This window comes from Pseudoalteromonas sp. R3 (assembly GCF_004014715.1).
GTDB lineage: Bacteria > Pseudomonadota > Gammaproteobacteria > Enterobacterales > Alteromonadaceae > Pseudoalteromonas.
The window spans coordinates 493,366-509,875 of record NZ_CP034835.1; the positions used below are offsets into that span (position 1 = coordinate 493,366).

Genomic DNA, 16,510 nt, shown 5'->3' on the forward strand with positions numbered 1-16,510 from the left:
CTATTTTATTAACCCATTAATTTTGCCAAGGTGGCCCGAGCAATGACTGCAAAACCCAAACTCCCAAAGATTGGACTTCTGTATCTGGATTATGTCTTACGCTTTTTCGACAAATCCAACTTTAAAGGTTGGCCAGATAAAATCGAAACTGTGGTATATCACTGGGGCAACGACAAAGCGCGTTTTATTGCCGAAGTGAAGCAAAAGAAAATCGATGTGTTGATCGGTAATATTCCTGCGACAGCGTATGAGACATTTCGGGAAATTGCCCGTGCGTTGCCGCATGTGCGCTTTTTACCCTCGCTGGACAGTCAGTTTTCAAACAAGTCAAAAGAAAATGTGACTCATTTTTGCCGTAAGTATAAGTTGCCGGCGCCGCATACCGAAATCTTCTATGTCCCTGTAAAAGCGAAGCGTTATCTCAGTCAGGCCAGCTATCCAAAGATCATCAAGCGCTCGTATGGTCCGTCAAATTACGGCGGCTACTTTGTACATAAAGTGGATAATTATGATGAAGCGATGGCACTGTTGACAGAGAAAAAGTACTACCCGGCTTATGTACAGGACTTTGTGCCTATGGAAGCAGATATACGTGTCATGCTGGTGGGTCACAAGCCGGTATGTGCTTTCTGGCGTCGTCCACCGGAAGGCGAATGGCTGACCAATACCAGCCAAGGTGGCAGCATGGATTATCAGGCAGTGCCAAAATCAGTGCTTAAGCTGGCCACTGCAGCTTCGAAAGCGGCGAATGCCGAATACTGGGCGTGCGATATTGCATTGGGTAAGGATGGCAAGCTGCGGATCCTGGAATGCGCCACGGCATTTGCGGCGTTTCCTTATATTCGAGACTGGATTGGTCAGTATCTGATGTGGTTACTATCGGATGGTCATTTCCGTAAGCCAACTATTCCACTATATAACTGGGAAGAGCTGGGCAAAATCGACTCTCGCCTGTTGCGTACTATGCGTCACATTGGGTTTTCGAGCTATACACCAAGCCAGGATTGTGGCGAAACCTTTTATGGCATGGATGAACAACACTTTCCAATTCTGGATACTCAATATCAGCGTATCGAAGAATGGCCTAGTGAGATCTGGAATTTACAGGACAACTTTGTGTTACAGGCCAAATCGGCACAGGCCAAAGCCCTGCAACCTATTCCGGGCAGCGATGAACAGGCGGGTCTGGAGCTAAACAGTTATCCGGCTCCGGTGTTCGATGATGCCCAGATCCGGGAGATCCTGGCTCAGGTAAAAGGGATAGGTGACAAGATGATCGATGAGATCATGACGACCTTTGGTGCACATGGTGTGGTTGAAGCCCTGAATACTGAACCACAGCAGTTATGTGTCGTGAAGAATCTAAAGGATAAGAAACTGGAAAAGATTGTTGCTCACTGGCAACAGGTGATGCCCGCCGGGCTGACCACACATTAGTGCTTTCTGGCTGTACCGGATCAGCTAGTCTGATCCGGGTTATGGCATGTCTTTTTATGCAACTGAGCAACCGCTATGAAAATCCAATATGCGTCCTATCAGGACACCATAGAGTTCCTGCAAAGCGCCATGAGCGCACACCCCCACTTGATCCGTTTACAAAGTATAGGCGAAACCTGGGAAGGCCGACCGATCATGCTAGTAACTATTTCCCTGGATGTCACTTACGCTGATGATAAACCGGCATTACTGTATACCGGATCCATCCATGCGCGGGAATGGATCGGCAATGAACTGGCGGTGAAATTTGTTCAGTATGTAATTGATAATTATCGTTTCAACCCTAAGCTACAACATGCGTTGACGCGCAATACCTTGTACATGGTACCGTGTCTCAACCCTGATGGGTTTGAATATTCCCGTAATCATTTCTCTTTCTGGCGCAAAAATCGGCGTAACAATGGCGATGGTACCTTCGGGGTGGATCTGAACCGTAACTTTGATGCCAAGTTTATGCGCAACCAAAATACGGGTTCTAATACCTATGGCGGCCCCCATGCGTTTTCAGAACCCGAAACCTGCGCTATCCGTGATTTTGTGGAAAGTCACGACAATATTCGCATTGCGCTGGATTACCACTCTCAGGGCAATGTGTTTTTCCCGGCCCATAAGTTTAATCATGAAGTGGAGATCGAAGGCACGGATCTCAATGTGTTATGCGCTAACATGAACCATGAGATCAAAAAGGTCACGGGACGCCAATACGGGATCCACCGTGGCAAGCCGCCGGCTCAGCTAATTCACGGCAGTGGCCGCGAGTATTACTATCGCAAAGGCATCATTGCGACAGTGGTGGAGGTGGGTACACGTAATATTCCGGATTACATGAAAAACATGTCCGAGAGTGTCGCCGAGAATATTCCCGCCGTACAATATGCACTGAGTGAAGCGATTAATTACTCGCCGCTGGCGCCTAAGCGAGTTGAAGGCTTTACCATTAAGTCCGTAGCTCATGACAGTGTCGAGCTGGAGTGGCAGTATGAAGACCGCGATGACATCTACTTTGAGGTCTATCGCAGTCAGCACAACAAAAACCCCTGCGGCGAAGAAACTCTGGTGGCTATTACCAAAACACAGGGCTTTACTGATAGCCAGCTGCAAAGCGGACACAGTTATTTTTATAACATTCGCGCCGTCGATAAAGTCACCAAAATTAAATCCCCGTTCAGCCCGGAATTGCGCCTGAAAACCCGCCTGGGCCGGACCGAAAGCGCCCGAACTCTGTTCCCTTCCCGCGAAACCGTGGGTTATTTATCGCAGAACAATCAGGCCAAAAACAAAGAGCACTTTGGCTATAACTCCATGTTTATCGGCGTCGATAAAAAGCGGGGGGTAAGCATGGGCGTAGTGCAGTTTGATCTCAGCAGTATTGTGGAAGGCTCACAGATCTTAAGCGCCCAGTTCTTTATCTATCCGATGAACCGGGTGGCCGCCAAAATTGAAAAATATGGCGAGTGGTCGGTGGCGATTCTCGATGCGGATCAGGTTGAGGACATTTATGATTACAGCAGCATTGCCGACGCTAAGCCTTTGCATACGCTGGGGCAAACCATAGAATCCGACAAGCTCACTCAGGGGATCTGGCTAAAATGGTCGTTTAACGGCGTTGAACGCAGCCTGCTGGCCAAGCTGCTTAAGCAAAAGCGGTTGCTACTGCGCTTACAGGGACCCAAGAAATTGCCTCTGGGCAAAGACTCTCAGGTGATGCAATTCGATATTGGCTACGGTTCGTTTGGCAGTGGTCTGCACTATCGGCCCAATCTCGAGCTGGTGTATCAGTTACCTGAGCAGCAACTTGCTCTGAGCCCGCTGTCCTGTAATACCATTTACAAAGACAAAGTGGTGGCCGATAAGCTGGCGTCGGGGTTCGATGCCGAAGGCGATATTGTTTACGGACAAATGGCGTTTGATCTGAATGTGGATTTGCCCGTTGACCGGACTGTATTTACCAATGCCTGCCTCACCGTGCGTTGTTGTAATTCCATTGCTTCTGCGCGGGATGTGCGTTTTACCATAGAGTTGGTTGAGCTCAGAGATGTGGACTACCAGCATGTTAAACAGCGTCAGAAAATTGAGTATATCGGCTATGAGGTGAGCAATGAGCAGCTCAGGGAACGCGCCGAACATCACTTTATTTTCGATAGCTACAGCTTGCAGGAGCTGGAGCGTCTGCATCAGGCACAGACGCCATTTTACTTTATTATCCGTGCCACTGCTGAGTCGCAGGCCACCGATGCGCTGGTAAACTGGACCAACTGTCAGGATCAGCAACCGGCACAGCTGAAAATCGATTATATCGAGCGCCGTAAACATCCGGTGGCTGCGCCCCATAACCTGCAAACTCAGGTCGAAAACGGTGTAGTTAAGCTGACCTGGGACAATGAAGAAGACGAGGATCTGGTCGGCTTCTTTGTGGTGCGTAACCGTTTTCATCCGCCGCGCTCGCCCTTTGATGGGGTGAAGTTGTACGGTGGTCGAGACAATTATACGCTCGATAACTTCGGCACGCCGGATATTGCTAAGTATTACGCGGTGTTTAGCTATGATGATGTGCCGAATTACTCGCAGCCGGTAACCATCTATTATCCGGGCAAAACCGAGCGCTGAGTTTTTTGCTCTTAAACTAACAGGGCCAGCCTGGGTGAACTAAGCTTACACCATTGTGAGCGCGGTGATTAAAGGTGGCTGGTATGCAGTTTGAATCTGGCATTCTGGTCCTGGTATTTTTGATTCTGGCCCTGTTTATTGGTGCACTGACCCGCCACGCCCTGAAAAACACCCAGATCCCTTACACTGTAGCTTTACTGGTGATTGGGATCTGTATTGGCCTGGCGCAGCGCGGAGAGGTGTTTGACGGCGAGATGCAGATGGTGGGCGATACCCTGACGCTGGTGGCCGACATCGATCCGCACCTGTTTCTTTTCCTGTTTTTACCTACCCTGATCTTTGAAAGCGCTTTTGCCATGGAAGTGCATTTATTCCGGCGCATGTTTACGCAAATCGCCATTCTGGCGGTGCCAGGTCTGATGCTGGCCATCTGGCTGACTGCTGAGTTATTGCATTTAGGCGTGCCTGAACACTGGCAGTGGAGCTGGGCTATGTGTCTGATGTTTGGTGCCCTGATCAGTGCCACCGATCCAGTCGCTGTGGTGGCTTTACTGAAAGAAGTGAGCTCGCGCAAACGCCTTGAAACCCTGATTGAGGGCGAGTCTTTGCTTAATGATGGGACCGCCATTGTGTTTTTCAGCTTGTTTTATGTCTGGGTGCTGGCCAGCAGTGGGGGAGAAGGGGCCATGATGGCCTCGCCCTGGCAAGCGGTTGGCCAGTTTGCCGGAGTGGTCTTGGTAGGGCTGGCGATAGGCCTGGTGTTGGGTGGCTTATGTATTATGTGGATCGACCGGGTATTTAACGATCCTATGATAGAAATCACTCTGACCATAGCCGCGGCTTATTCGGCGTTTTTCATTTCCGAGTCGTTCCATGTATCCGGGGTGGTGGCAGTGGTGACGCTGGCGCTGGTACTGGCTAGTGTCGGACGGACCCGGATAAGCCCGGAGGTTGCCGGATTTTTACATCATTTCTGGGAAATGATGGCACATATTGCCAACACCTGTATTTTCCTCCTGGTGGGGATCCTGGTGGCCATTCGGGTGCCACTGGATGACCTCCAGGCATGGCAGACACTGGGTATCTTGTATGTGGGGATCATGCTGATCCGCGCGATCTCCATCACAGTATTTACACCTTTGTTAAGCCGAATAGGTGTTGGCATCACCTTTGAAAAAGCCAGCGTACTATGCTGGGGCGGCCTGCGTGGTGCAGTCTCATTAGCGCTTGCCTTGACCGTGGCTGCCAGCGAGGCGATCCCTAAGGAGGTAAGCGATCGCATGTTATTTTTATGTGCCGGAATTGTGGTACTAACGATTTTAATCAACGGCGGCACTATGGGTATGTTGCTGAAGTTTTTGCGTCTCGACAGTCTGCCTCCGGCTAAACAGGCTACGGTGGACAAAGCCAATCAGCAGGTCGCCAATACGTTGCAAACCATGCTGCCAAACATGATGGACAGCCCGTTTTTAAAGGGTGCCGACTGGCAACAGGTGAAAGCACAGGTCAAGCTGGGCGCGATGGCACAGTCAGACGCCGCAACACCAATAGATAAAGACGATCTCAATACCGCTTTTTTACGTCGCCTGCTGGAGACTGAACGAAAGCACTACTGGACGCAGTTTGAGCAAGGGACCTTAGGTAAGCGAGCGACCAACTTGCTGGTTGAAGCTGTCGAGCTGGCGCTGGATGGTGAGCCCTGCATTGGTCAGCGAGATACTCTGTTTGCGACCTGGCAAGTGCCGGGCTGGCTTGAACGATTACGTGGTAGTGCCTGGCTAGAGCGCGCATTGCTGAGGCTGTATTTTGAGCGTCTGGTGGTGGGTTACGATGTGGCACGGGGTTTCATTCAGGCGCAGGAAGCACTGGAAAGCCATATTGATACTTTATCGCCCAATACACAGATAGCGGCGCAGGTACGTCAGCAGGTTGAAGACAATATTGCTCAGACCATAGCACGCATTAATGATCTTCAGGAGACGTTTCCGGATATTGTTCAGGCGCTGCAATCTCAGGCGGCTACCCGGCTGCTGCTTAACCGTGAGCGTGCGGTGATTAATGAGCAACTAAAGCTGGCTGTGCTCGATAAACCAGAAGCCAGTCGTTTATTGGAAAGTGTTGAGAAACGCATGGCAGCATTGCAAAAAGTGTCTATATTTCGCCAGACCGAGGCGGCGCAGTTGGATCAGCAGATCCCCTGGCTGCGTGGTGTAACACACACCACCCGGGAGCAGATAAGCAGCTGTCAGGAGCGGGGCATTTATGATGCCGGGCAGACTTTGATCAGGCAGGGAAAACCGCTGAATAAACTAGGGGTCATATATCGGGGTAGCGTACGAGAAGTTGGTGCCAGTCAGGCTGTTGTTCGGGGACCTGGTGAAGCTCTGGGTGTTACGGCCTTGCTGACAGGCACATCGACGCTGGATTATCTGGCAGAAACGCCGTGTGAAGTGATGTGGTTCCCCCTTGATAAGCTTAAGTCACTGATGCAGGACGATCCCGCGTTGATGCGCATACTCTGCCAACAGTTGGCACAGGGCTAGTTTTGCATCTGGATTAAATGTATGTAATTGTGGTTAAGTGCCTATGAGCACACACTACAAACAACAATAAGGAAATACACGATGAAATTACAATTAAATAAAAAGTCGATTAAACAGTTAGGTAGTCAGGTGCGTTCTTTGGTTGGAGCGGAAACTCCCCAGGTTGCCGGGGGCGTGTACTATACCGAGCGCGATACCTGTAACACCATAGCCGCCAAGTGTGATACTTATCACTTCAGAAGTTGCCTTTGCTAAAGGCTGGTTGGATAGGTTGTCAGTGGCTCAGTTCTGAGCCACTTTCTGATTAATAACCCCGGGCTTACAGCTCAAATGGTGCGACACCAACCGCGTCCATTTGGTATCCGGTTTGTGCCAGGTCACCTTTCCAGGTTGCAACTTTCATAGTGCCAGTCACGGTAATGGCATCATACAGGCTGTCGATGGGCACACCGTTCTTGATTTTAACATGGACAATCTGATTAGGTGGCGGCGGCGGTACGTGAATACAGGCGCCAAAGTAGGGCACCAGCAGGAATTCGGTGATCACTTCACTGTCGCCTTCCAGCGGTACCACAAACCCGGGTAAGCTCACTTGTTTGCCATCCAGGCTTTTGACCACGGGCGCATCCAGATCTGGCTGTACCCAGTTTTGCTGATCGCCATCGTGGCTCGCTGCAGCATCCTGATTACTTATCTGAATATGGCCCTGAGGGATCAGATCTTCCCAGAAAATTTCTTTCGGGGGTCCAGCCTGAACTTGTACTGAAATAAGCAATAGCGCAGTGCATAGCCAGAAAAAAGTGCGTATTGGTGTCATTCAAAACCTCTTATAGCTTAATGCTCATGCCATCGCTGAGCGAATAGAAATAGGCCCGGGTTGCAGGCAAGATGCCCATCAAAGTGCCGGCCGCCATGATAACGCCGATCAACATGAGTTCATAGTGACTGAGCAGTGAAATACTCAGGCTGATCCCAAACTGACTTTGCAGTGTGCCCTGCGCCAGGGCGATCAGCGCGTAAAACAGGGCAATGCCCATTGCGCAACCGGCGGCTGTGATCAAGATGGCCTCGCTGCTCATGAGTGTAAAAATATGCCGTGGCCGCGCGCCCACAGAGCGCAAAATGGCCAGCTCACGGCGACGCTGGTTGAGGGTCGCCAGTAACGTAGTGAGCATACCCAGCAGGCTGATCAACACCACCACGCCTGAGAACAGTAACAGGATCTTCTCTACCAGGCCTAACATACGCCACAGCTCACGTAGTGTGACACCGGGCATAATGGCCAGCAGTGGCTCCGCTTTGTAATTATTGATGTTTCGACGGATCTGCAAGGTATAGAGCGGTGAATCCAGCCCCATCAGAAATGCAGTGATCTGTTTTGGCTCGCCGATCAGGTCGCCATGTAAATGCTCGGGGGCCGGCACGGCGACATTGACGGTATCGGGCTGCTCATGACCGTGGTCGTGGCTATCATTATGCTCATGCCCATCTGCATGCTTGTGATCATGCTTGTCGGTATGGTCATGAGCGTGTGCTGTCGGTTGTTTTGGCTTACCTATTATGCGGGAAGCCGGTTTAGGTTGACTGTGCATGGCTTCGATGGCTGCCAGTGGCACGTGTACGGTTTTGTCGACGGGTGTGCCGGTAGGCGCCAGGATCCCCACTATGGTCATCGGATTATCATCGTGATGGTGGAAACTGGTATTGCCCATGCCGTGTGAGATCACAATTTGCTGGCCAAGCTGATAATGCATTTTGCTGGCAACCTCACTACCCAGTACCACCTCTTGAGCGTTAACAAAAGCTCGACCAGATTGAAAAGCCAGCGTTTGTTTTTTACCATATCTAAAATGTTCAAAGTACGCACTGTCGGTGCCGAGTACGGCATGTCCTTTGTGACTGTCACCCAAGCTCATAGGTATGGTCCAGCGTACGCCACGCTGAGCGCGGATATCCTGATAGCTCTCCCAGCTGACACTGTTGTTGGCATGACCGATGCGAAATACGCTGGAAAGCAGAAGCTGAATGTCTCCACTGCGTGCGCCGACGATCAGATCGGTACCCGATACGGTGTTGCTGAAACTGCTCTTGGCCTCCTGGCGTACTCGCTCAATAGTCAGTAGCAGCATCACACTGATGGCTATGGTAAGCAAGGTCAGCAGCACACTGGCCTTGCGATTGAGCATACTTTTGGTTGCTAACGTGATTAACCTCATTGATTCACCTCGTTTATTTCAACCAGGCTCAATTGTCTGTCAAATAAAGGCGCCAGGCTGTAGTCATGGCTGACAAATAAGATAGTTGCGCCATACTGGCTGGCTTGCTGGAACAGCAGCTCAATAAAGGTATTACGATTGTCGGCATCCAGTGCCGAGGTCGGTTCATCGGCGATGATCAGTTCCGGCTGACCGATAAACGCTCGGGCAGCAGCGACTCGCTGTTGCTGGCCAATACTGAGCTGTGACACTGAACGCAACATGATTTCCGGGCTCAGCCCGAGCGCTTGCAGTAACTGTTGGGCCTGCTGGGTCAGTGTGTTACCAGAAGCACTGACGCGCTGAGTGCGGAGTTTAGAAAAATTGCACCCCAGCATCACGTTTTCAATTGGGCTGAGATAGGGCAACAAATTGAAATTCTGGAATATGGTGCCGATGTGATCGGCTCTGAATTTGTCTCTGGCGGCATCGCTGAGGTTTGCCAGGTCAGTATCCAGTAATTGAATATGTCCAGATTCGGGTTTGTTTATACCGCTGAGCAGCCCCAGTAAAGTGGATTTTCCGCTGCCACTTGGGCCATGTAAAAACACCCGCTCACCAGCGGCGACTTCAAGTTTAGGTATATGAAGCGTGGCATCGGCTGCTCCGGGCCAGCGAAAAATCAGGTCGTTAATTTCTAACATAGTCTCACATCAATGGCGGATCACGCCCGCATCATAAAATACTTGTGCCCGAAGCTAAACCTGCCTGCGGCATATCGCCGATCAGTGCGGTAAAGCAATTGTGATTTAGCGGCTGCTCGACTATCATACACCGCTCTAACCCCCTCTGTATTTTGCGTCCTTTAGCAAGACGCAGCCGTTCTCTATGGAGATACAATGAGTAGCTACAAAGTTCTAGACGTCAATGACGATCTACCCATTCGCACCAAAGGTGCTGTGCACAGTGGTAAAGTACGTTCAGTTTATTGGTTAACCGACCAGGACAGCGCCCGTTTAATCAAAGAAAAAGGCTATGATGTTCCAGCAGGAACTGAGTTGGCGATCATGGTGATCTCGGATCGCATCTCAGCCTTCGACTGCATTTGGCAAGGCGAAAATGGCCTCAATGGTGTGCCGGGTAAAGGTATCGCACTAAACAGTGTGGCCGCCCATTGGTTCAAATTGTTTGATGAGGCCGGACTGGCCGGTAATCACATCGTGGATATACCTCATCCATACGTGTGGATCGTGCGTAAAGCCAGCACAGTGCGCGTCGAAGCCATTGCCCGTCAGTACATCACTGGCAGCATGTGGCGCGATTACAGCAAAGGCGTACGCGAGTTCTGCGGGATCAATCTGCCAGAAGGCCTGAATGCGCATCAGAAGCTGGATGAGGTCTTGATCACCCCATCAACCAAAGGGATCATTCGTGGTTTAGCAGATGTACCGGAAGTGGACGACGTGAACATCACTCGTCGCAATATCACAGATAATCTGGATGCCTTCAACTTTAAGTCTGAAGCCGATGTAGCGCGTTATGAACAGCTATTGACCGAAGGCTTTGCGCTAATCTCTAAAGAGTTGGCCCAGCTGGACCAGATTTTTGTCGATACCAAATTTGAATTTGGTTATGTGGAAGACAAAGATGGCACAGAGCGCCTGATCTACATTGATGAAGTAGGGACACCAGACTCATCACGGATCTGGGATGGCCCGGCCTACCGTGACGGTAACATTGTAGAGAATTCAAAAGAGGGCTTCCGCCAGCTGTTGATCAACAATGTGCCCGACAGCGATGTTCTGCTGAACAAAGACCGCATGACTGAGCGTGAACAACTGGCTGCCAGCTACAAGTTGCCAGAGCAGGTAATGATGTCTGTGTCCGACACTTATGTCGGCATTGCCAGCAAAATTGTCGGCCAGCAGTTAACCATTCCTCAGAACCCGCGTGACGAAGTGATTGCGGTGCTGGATAAAGAGTATGGCCTGATCGACGCCTGAATCGGCTAATACTCTTTTGAAAAAGCGGCTTGGTGCCGCTTTTTCTATTTTGACGTACCAAGCTCTCTTAAGCCTCTTTTTAAAAACAAACCCTTAGCGCTGATTTTCCTTAGTATTTTGACCTTATCTGAAGGCGAATTCGTGTTAGTCCTTGCTTTTCTTTTCAGCGTCACTTTTACTTAAGAGTATGCAAGTGGCTCAGGCAAATATTAATGAACGTCAGCGGGCATAACCCGGTAAGGACAGCACCAGGGCGTCTGAACATGATCAGGCGAGCTGCGGGCTGTGCGTGGGCCACATTCGGTAGGACTTTACTGACCTTGATCGCGATCGCTGTGACCGGCTCAGCATTTGGTGCCGGTAATGGTGATGGGTCCGGTAACGGGTCCGATAACGGATACACCCTTCAATTGCGCGACCAGCATGGGAGCCCGTTGCCCGATGTGGTGGTCGAGGTGATTGCGCCTCTGAGTGCAGGCTCTGTGCAGCAAGTGGCGGTGATGGATCAGATTGATAAGCAGTTTCAGCCTCGAATGCTCACCATAATACAAGGTCAGGCAGTAAGCTTCCCAAACAGCGATGATATTCGCCATCATGTTTATTCCTTCTCTGATGCTAAACGGTTTGAACTCAAATTGTATGCCGGCACCCCCATTCAGCCGATACGATTTGAACAATCTGGTGTCGTTGTTTTAGGATGTAATATTCACGATTCAATGGTGGGCTATATCTATGTTTCTAAATCAAAAGATGTGCTTACTACTAATCAGCAGGGGACAGTGCAAATACCAGCATACGCCCAGCAAATTGCCATCTGGCACGCACTGCAAACAACGGATATCGACACTCGCAGGATAGTGACGGTGACAGAATTACAACAATCCGGGTCTGTTATTGTAGAGACACAGACTCCGGCACCCAGAAACACATTCTCGGAGATGTTTAAGGAGCATCATGGGCACTAGTTTTAAAAATCGCATTATCGCGCTGTGCGTCGGGTTAGTGCTGCTAACAGCCGTAGCCAGTTTGGCCAGCTTTTGGTGGTCGACCAGCCAGTTTAATGAGCGCAAAGTGCAGCAGGATATTCAGGTAGCACAAAATGTCTATCAGCAGTATCTGAGTGCAAAAGAGCGCTTACTGGTCACCGCTGCAACTGTGCTGACACAGGATTTTGGCTTTAAACAGGCCGTTGCAACCCGGGATGCACCCACCATAGAAAGTGTACTGTTTAATCACAGCCAGCGCATTGACGCTGACTTGATGCTGTTACTGGATGTCAGAGGGCAGTTGATCTCTGCCAATCAGGCAGAAATCGAGCTGGCCGAAGATTTGCGTCCGCTGCTCAGAGAGCTTCTCAATCATACTGAACAATCGGCCTTTGTGAGCCTCGACAAACAGTTGTATCAAGCCATTATTCTTCCGGTAAAGGCGCCAAGAACCATTGCCTTCGCCATTGTTGGGTTTGCGGTAGATACAGAGGTCGCAGGACAGCTACGCGAATTGACTGGCATGGAAATGAGTTTTATCGGCCATGGTGAACAGATCAAGGCCAGTTCTTTGAGTTTACCGGAGTCTCAGGATCTGTTTGCGTATTTACACGAGCAAAAAATTACCCGATGGTTGAGTGAGTTTCCGGTTTATATCAATGCCGAAGTGGCGTTGCCAGCGCTCAGCTCTTCGCCGGTGAGCCTGGTATTGAGTGCTGATATGACCAAAGACTATCAGGAGTTTGATCAGCTGGTGCTGACTATCATCTTGTCGTCGTGTGTGACTATGCTGTTTGGCTTTGTGGCCAGTGGCTTTTTGGCCCGCAATCTGGCAACTCCCTTGCAGCAGTTAACTGTGATGGCGCGCCGCTTTGCCCTGGGAGATTATGAAGCGACTGTACACGAGTCTCGGCCTACCAAAGAGATCTGCCAGCTGGTGGATGCCTTTCATGAAATGGGTGATGATATTCAGGCGCGGGAAAAGCAAATTCGCTATCAGGCCAGTCATGATGGCCTGACGCGTTTTTATAACCGCGCAGCGGCTATGGAGAAACTCACTCGGTTGTTGCAAGATGGTCGTGTTTATTATCTGCTGGTTGTGGATATTAAAGGCCTCAGGCACATTAACGATAAACTGGGACCGCGCGTTGGTGATAGCTGTATTCAGGCCGTCGCACAACGTATTGAACAGATAGGTGCCAGCTTTGAAGGACTCAACGCCCGTCTGGGAGGCGATGAGTTTTTAACTGTGCTGGCAGCCAAAGAAGACAGCTCCATGGAGGGCTGTGTAGCGGGCTTTTTGAGTGCGCTTAACCAGCCTTATCAGGTGCAAAAACTGGAGATCAACCTGCGTTTTAGCGTCGGGGTAGTGCATTACCCGGAGCAGGCCAACGATCCGGAAGATCTGGTGCGACGGGCACTGATTGCAGCTGATAATGCCGCGCAGCAGGGCAATAACTCGGTCTATTTCTATCAGACTGGCGAAGACGAAGCCTATCTGGAACGCCTGTTGATCATTGATGAACTAAAAGCCGCGTTGCAAAGCGATGATGGCCAGCTGTTTATGACCTATCAGCCTAAACTGAATATGCACAGTCAGCAGGTGGATAAGGTTGAGTCACTGATCCGCTGGCAGCGGCGCAATGGCGAGTGGGTGTCGCCCGAATTCTTTATTGATTTGGCAGAGCAGTCCGGCTTGATTGTTGAACTGACTCAGTGGGTACTCAAAACGGTGGTGGCTCAGGTAGCCAATTGGGTTGAACAAGGGATCACCATGAAAGCGGCCATCAATGTGTCGGCTCAGGACATTGCCGATCCCGACTTTGTGCCACACCTGGAAGCCATGCTAGACCGCTATCAGATATCCCCTTCGTTGATCACCATAGAGCTTACTGAGCGGGACATGATAGAGAATGAAGAAAAAGGCATTGCGGCGCTTAAAGTACTCAAAGAGATTGGCGTACATATATCTCTGGACGATTACGGGGTCGGGCAAACCTCACTGGGTCGCTTAAAAATGCTGCCTATTGATGAACTTAAGCTGGATAAAGTGTTTATTCTGAAACTTGCTGAAACCCATCAGGATCAATGTATTGTGCGCTCCACTATTAGTCTCGGCCATCAGCTGGGCTTTTCTGTGGTGGCCGAAGGCGTGGAAGACAAAGCCTCTTTGGAGCTGCTTAAAGAAATGGGCTGTGATTACGCGCAGGGTTATTACCTGAGCAAGCCATTAAAAGCGGATCTACTGACGCAATGGCTTGGCCAATATCATGAAGCGGGCTGATCCAGGGCTGTGTATGCTCGCAAGTTGTGTGCTATGCATGAGCACACACTGCATCGCGGGCTCAGGTAAGTTACTGGCTACACCGGGTGTTTCTCAGGTAGAAGGAAGCGCTGGTGGTGGCATAGTGCCCTGGGCGCAACTTGCTGGTTATGCCAGCGAAGAGCAGTGGAGTCTGGGGGGATTTTGCAGCCGCGCCAGCGTTGATGATTATCGCCTTGATGTGTGTGGTATTCAGGCCAACCTGTTTGACCGAGTTGAGCTCAGTTATGCCGAGCAAACCTTTGCCGTACCGGCACTCAATACCGATATAGAGCAGTCGGTCAGCGGCGTTAAAGTGCGCCTGTATGGGGATATTGTTTACAGTACCTGGCCCCAGTTGAGCCTGGGTCTGCAACACAAGTCGTTAAAAGACGATGCGGTTGGAGCTTTACTGGGCGCGGAAGATGACAGCGGCACCGATATTTATCTGGCTGCCAGCAAGCTACATCTGGGGGCGTTTGGCGGCTTTAATGCATTTTGGAATATCACGGCGCGTCATACCGAGGCTAATCAGCTGGGTCTGCTGGGCTATGGTGGCCAGCAGGGGAGTGACCGCTTATACCTTGAAGCCAGTACGGCCATTTTTCTTAGCCAGAACCTGGCTTTGGGTTATGAATACCGTGAAAAACCCGACAACCTGGGACTCGGTGAGCAACAGTGGCAGGATGTGTTTGTCGCCTGGTTTATCAATAAGCAGGTCAATATCACCGCGGCCTGGCTGGATTTGGGCAGCATTGCCGGTCAGCCGGACCAAACCGGTTGGTATGTTTCGATCACCGGATACTTTTAAGGGATAAGGGTGAATAATAAAGCACAGCACATGACCCGCAACCTTGTAGCCAGCCTGATAGTCTTGCTAGCTTGCATCTGGCTGGGAGGCTGCCAGTCCGGTGCTCGGCCGACTCTGTATCAACAAATTGGTGGCGAGGCTGGTCTGGAGAGACTGGTTGATCTATTTATTCAGGAAATAGGGCGAGATAAAGTCATTCTGCCTTACTTTGCCAAGGCCAATGTAAGTCACTTTCGCCAGGGGTTTATTACTCACCTGTGCGATACCCTCGACGGCCCCTGCGATTATCAGGGGGATTCAATGGTACAGATCCATACCGGTATGCAGATCACTGAAGCCGACTTTAACCGAGTGGTTGAGCTATTGATTAACGCCATGACCGAAGCGGGCATTGACCACACTACGCAAAACCAGATCCTGGCAAGGCTGGCACCACTGCGTAGTGAGGTGATAAAGATTTGAACCCTAAACTCAACAGTTTTTGAGTGTAACATGATTGCAAGGTGAGCACTTTAATCATCTAATTAACTGGTCTAACCTTGTGTACTTGCCTAGTTTAACGATACGGTTTTTTACTTTAAATTTTCATTTAATTTCTATATTTGTTGTGTATCATTTACATGTCTCTGCAAGGGGACACTAATATTCAATTTTGAAAAGGAATGTAAAATGAAATGTATATCCATCAAACTCGGACTGATTGCGGCTTCTCTATTTTCAGGTGCAGCAGCACATGCAGCAGATTATCAATACCGTGTACACCACTGGAAACAAGGTGAAGGCCAAGTTAGCCTTGGCTCTTCAAGAGATCGAATTTGCTTTCTATCAAAGGTGCAGGGTAAGTTTGAGGGCTGGGGTGAGGCAGTTTGGGTAAAGGAAGTTGGTGCTACTTATTATCTCGGTGGTAAATCAAATCAGGATAATGTCGCGGCAATAGCTACTTGTGTTACTAACCCCAAAGGTAATTATGATGTTCAATATGACACCTGGTCTCAGGGTCAAAGTGATATTTACCTTGGTGACCGTAATAATGTGTGCTTTTTGACTGGTATGAGTGGTAAGTTCGAGGGATGGGCCGAGTCAATAGGCATAAAAAACTATAGTTATGGTACGTACCTTGGAGGTACATCTAATCAACACAGTGTTGAAGCGCAAGCAGGGTGTGTTGCGCGCAGTTATCCTGACCTGAAGTCATATACATGGAACCAAGGGGAATCGCAAAAAATCCTAGCATCTGCGAAAACACATGTTTGTTACCTGACAAAAATCTCAGGCAAATTTAAAGGTTCAGGTGAAGCTGTACAGGTTGTACAAAATGGCGGATATTGGATACTAAGCGGCAAATCCCAGCAGCACAGTGTGACAGCTACGGCTACGTGTACAACCAAGATCTAAAGTGCGATTGTGAGTTACTATACCTAGAATGCGGTGTTATGGAAGCTCTCGCTTTTGGTATACGCACGAATGCCGAATATGTAAATATTCGGCATTATTGTTCTGTGGGTAAATGATTGAAAGAGCAGTTTGTATTTGAACTGTTTTACTTATCTGCCAATGAGATTACGG

At 49.8% G+C, this 16,510-nt stretch carries 13 protein-coding genes; 10 read left to right on the forward strand and 3 right to left on the reverse strand.

Translation table 11 applies throughout. The annotated features are described in order from the left end of the window. Window positions 1-42: 42 nt before the first annotated feature. From ELR70_RS07130 to ELR70_RS24805, 4 genes are all read left to right on the forward strand, one after another. A complete protein-coding gene (locus ELR70_RS07130; RefSeq protein ID WP_054014326.1) occupies window positions 43-1,437 on the forward strand; it encodes a 30S ribosomal protein S6 modification protein RimK in 1,395 nt (464 codons plus the stop codon). 75 nt (window positions 1,438-1,512) lie between these two features. Next, complete coding sequence (locus ELR70_RS07135; RefSeq protein WP_054014327.1) at window positions 1,513-4,104, forward strand: M14 family zinc carboxypeptidase; 2,592 nt, start codon at window positions 1,513-1,515, stop codon at window positions 4,102-4,104. 83 nt (window positions 4,105-4,187) lie between these two features. Further along, window positions 4,188-6,647 carry a cation:proton antiporter gene (locus ELR70_RS07140; RefSeq protein WP_054014328.1) on the forward strand — a complete coding sequence of 820 codons (2,460 nt, stop codon included), beginning with the start codon at window positions 4,188-4,190 and terminating at the stop codon, window positions 6,645-6,647. A gap of 81 nt (window positions 6,648-6,728) precedes the next feature. Beyond that, window positions 6,729-6,902, forward strand: coding sequence for a hypothetical protein (locus ELR70_RS24805; RefSeq protein WP_160317357.1), 174 nt, complete (start codon window positions 6,729-6,731; stop codon window positions 6,900-6,902). A gap of 64 nt (window positions 6,903-6,966) precedes the next feature. On the opposite strand, the gene ELR70_RS07145 is transcribed toward ELR70_RS24805, so the two are convergent. Genes ELR70_RS07145 through ELR70_RS07155 form a run of 3 tightly spaced genes read right to left on the reverse strand, consistent with a single transcriptional unit; the run spans window position 6,967 to window position 9,546 of the window. Then, entirely contained in the window at window positions 6,967-7,464 is a 498-nt protein-coding gene (locus ELR70_RS07145) for a DUF3299 domain-containing protein (protein ID WP_054014329.1), read from the reverse strand. A 10-nt stretch (window positions 7,465-7,474) separates the two neighbouring features. Continuing rightward, entirely contained in the window at window positions 7,475-8,863 is a 1,389-nt protein-coding gene (locus tag ELR70_RS07150; protein ID WP_054014330.1) for an ABC transporter permease, read from the reverse strand. Beyond that, the gene (locus tag ELR70_RS07155) at window positions 8,860-9,546 is read right to left on the reverse strand and encodes an ABC transporter ATP-binding protein (RefSeq protein ID WP_054014331.1); all 687 of its coding nucleotides are present in this window, start codon (window positions 9,544-9,546) and stop codon (window positions 8,860-8,862) included. The genes ELR70_RS07150 and ELR70_RS07155 overlap by 4 nt, the downstream gene beginning before the upstream one ends. A 195-nt stretch (window positions 9,547-9,741) precedes the next feature. Here ELR70_RS07155 and ELR70_RS07160 point away from each other — a divergent pair, with 195 nt between their 5' ends. The 6 genes from ELR70_RS07160 (at window position 9,742) to ELR70_RS07185 (ending at window position 16,339) form a co-directional block, all read left to right on the forward strand. Next, complete coding sequence (locus ELR70_RS07160) at window positions 9,742-10,845, forward strand: phosphoribosylaminoimidazolesuccinocarboxamide synthase (RefSeq protein WP_054014332.1); 1,104 nt, start codon at window positions 9,742-9,744, stop codon at window positions 10,843-10,845. Window positions 10,846-11,057: 212 nt separating this feature from the next. Further along, complete coding sequence (locus ELR70_RS07165; protein WP_235577062.1) at window positions 11,058-11,810, forward strand: methylamine utilization protein; 753 nt, start codon at window positions 11,058-11,060, stop codon at window positions 11,808-11,810. Continuing rightward, window positions 11,800-14,115, forward strand: a complete 2,316-nt coding sequence (locus ELR70_RS07170) for an EAL domain-containing protein (RefSeq protein ID WP_054014333.1) — start codon at window positions 11,800-11,802, stop codon at window positions 14,113-14,115. Before ELR70_RS07165 ends, ELR70_RS07170 begins: the two co-directional genes overlap by 11 nt. Window positions 14,116-14,152: 37 nt before the next feature. Then, on the forward strand, window positions 14,153-14,944 hold the full coding sequence (locus ELR70_RS07175; RefSeq protein ID WP_235577063.1) for a DUF3034 family protein: 792 nt from the start codon (window positions 14,153-14,155) through the stop codon (window positions 14,942-14,944). Between the two features lie 9 nt (window positions 14,945-14,953). Then, entirely contained in the window at window positions 14,954-15,406 is a 453-nt protein-coding gene (locus ELR70_RS07180) for a group 1 truncated hemoglobin (RefSeq protein WP_235577064.1), read from the forward strand. A 207-nt stretch (window positions 15,407-15,613) separates the two neighbouring features. Further along, a complete protein-coding gene (locus tag ELR70_RS07185; protein WP_054014335.1) occupies window positions 15,614-16,339 on the forward strand; it encodes a hypothetical protein in 726 nt (241 codons plus the stop codon). The last annotated feature ends 171 nt before the right edge of the window (window positions 16,340-16,510 follow it).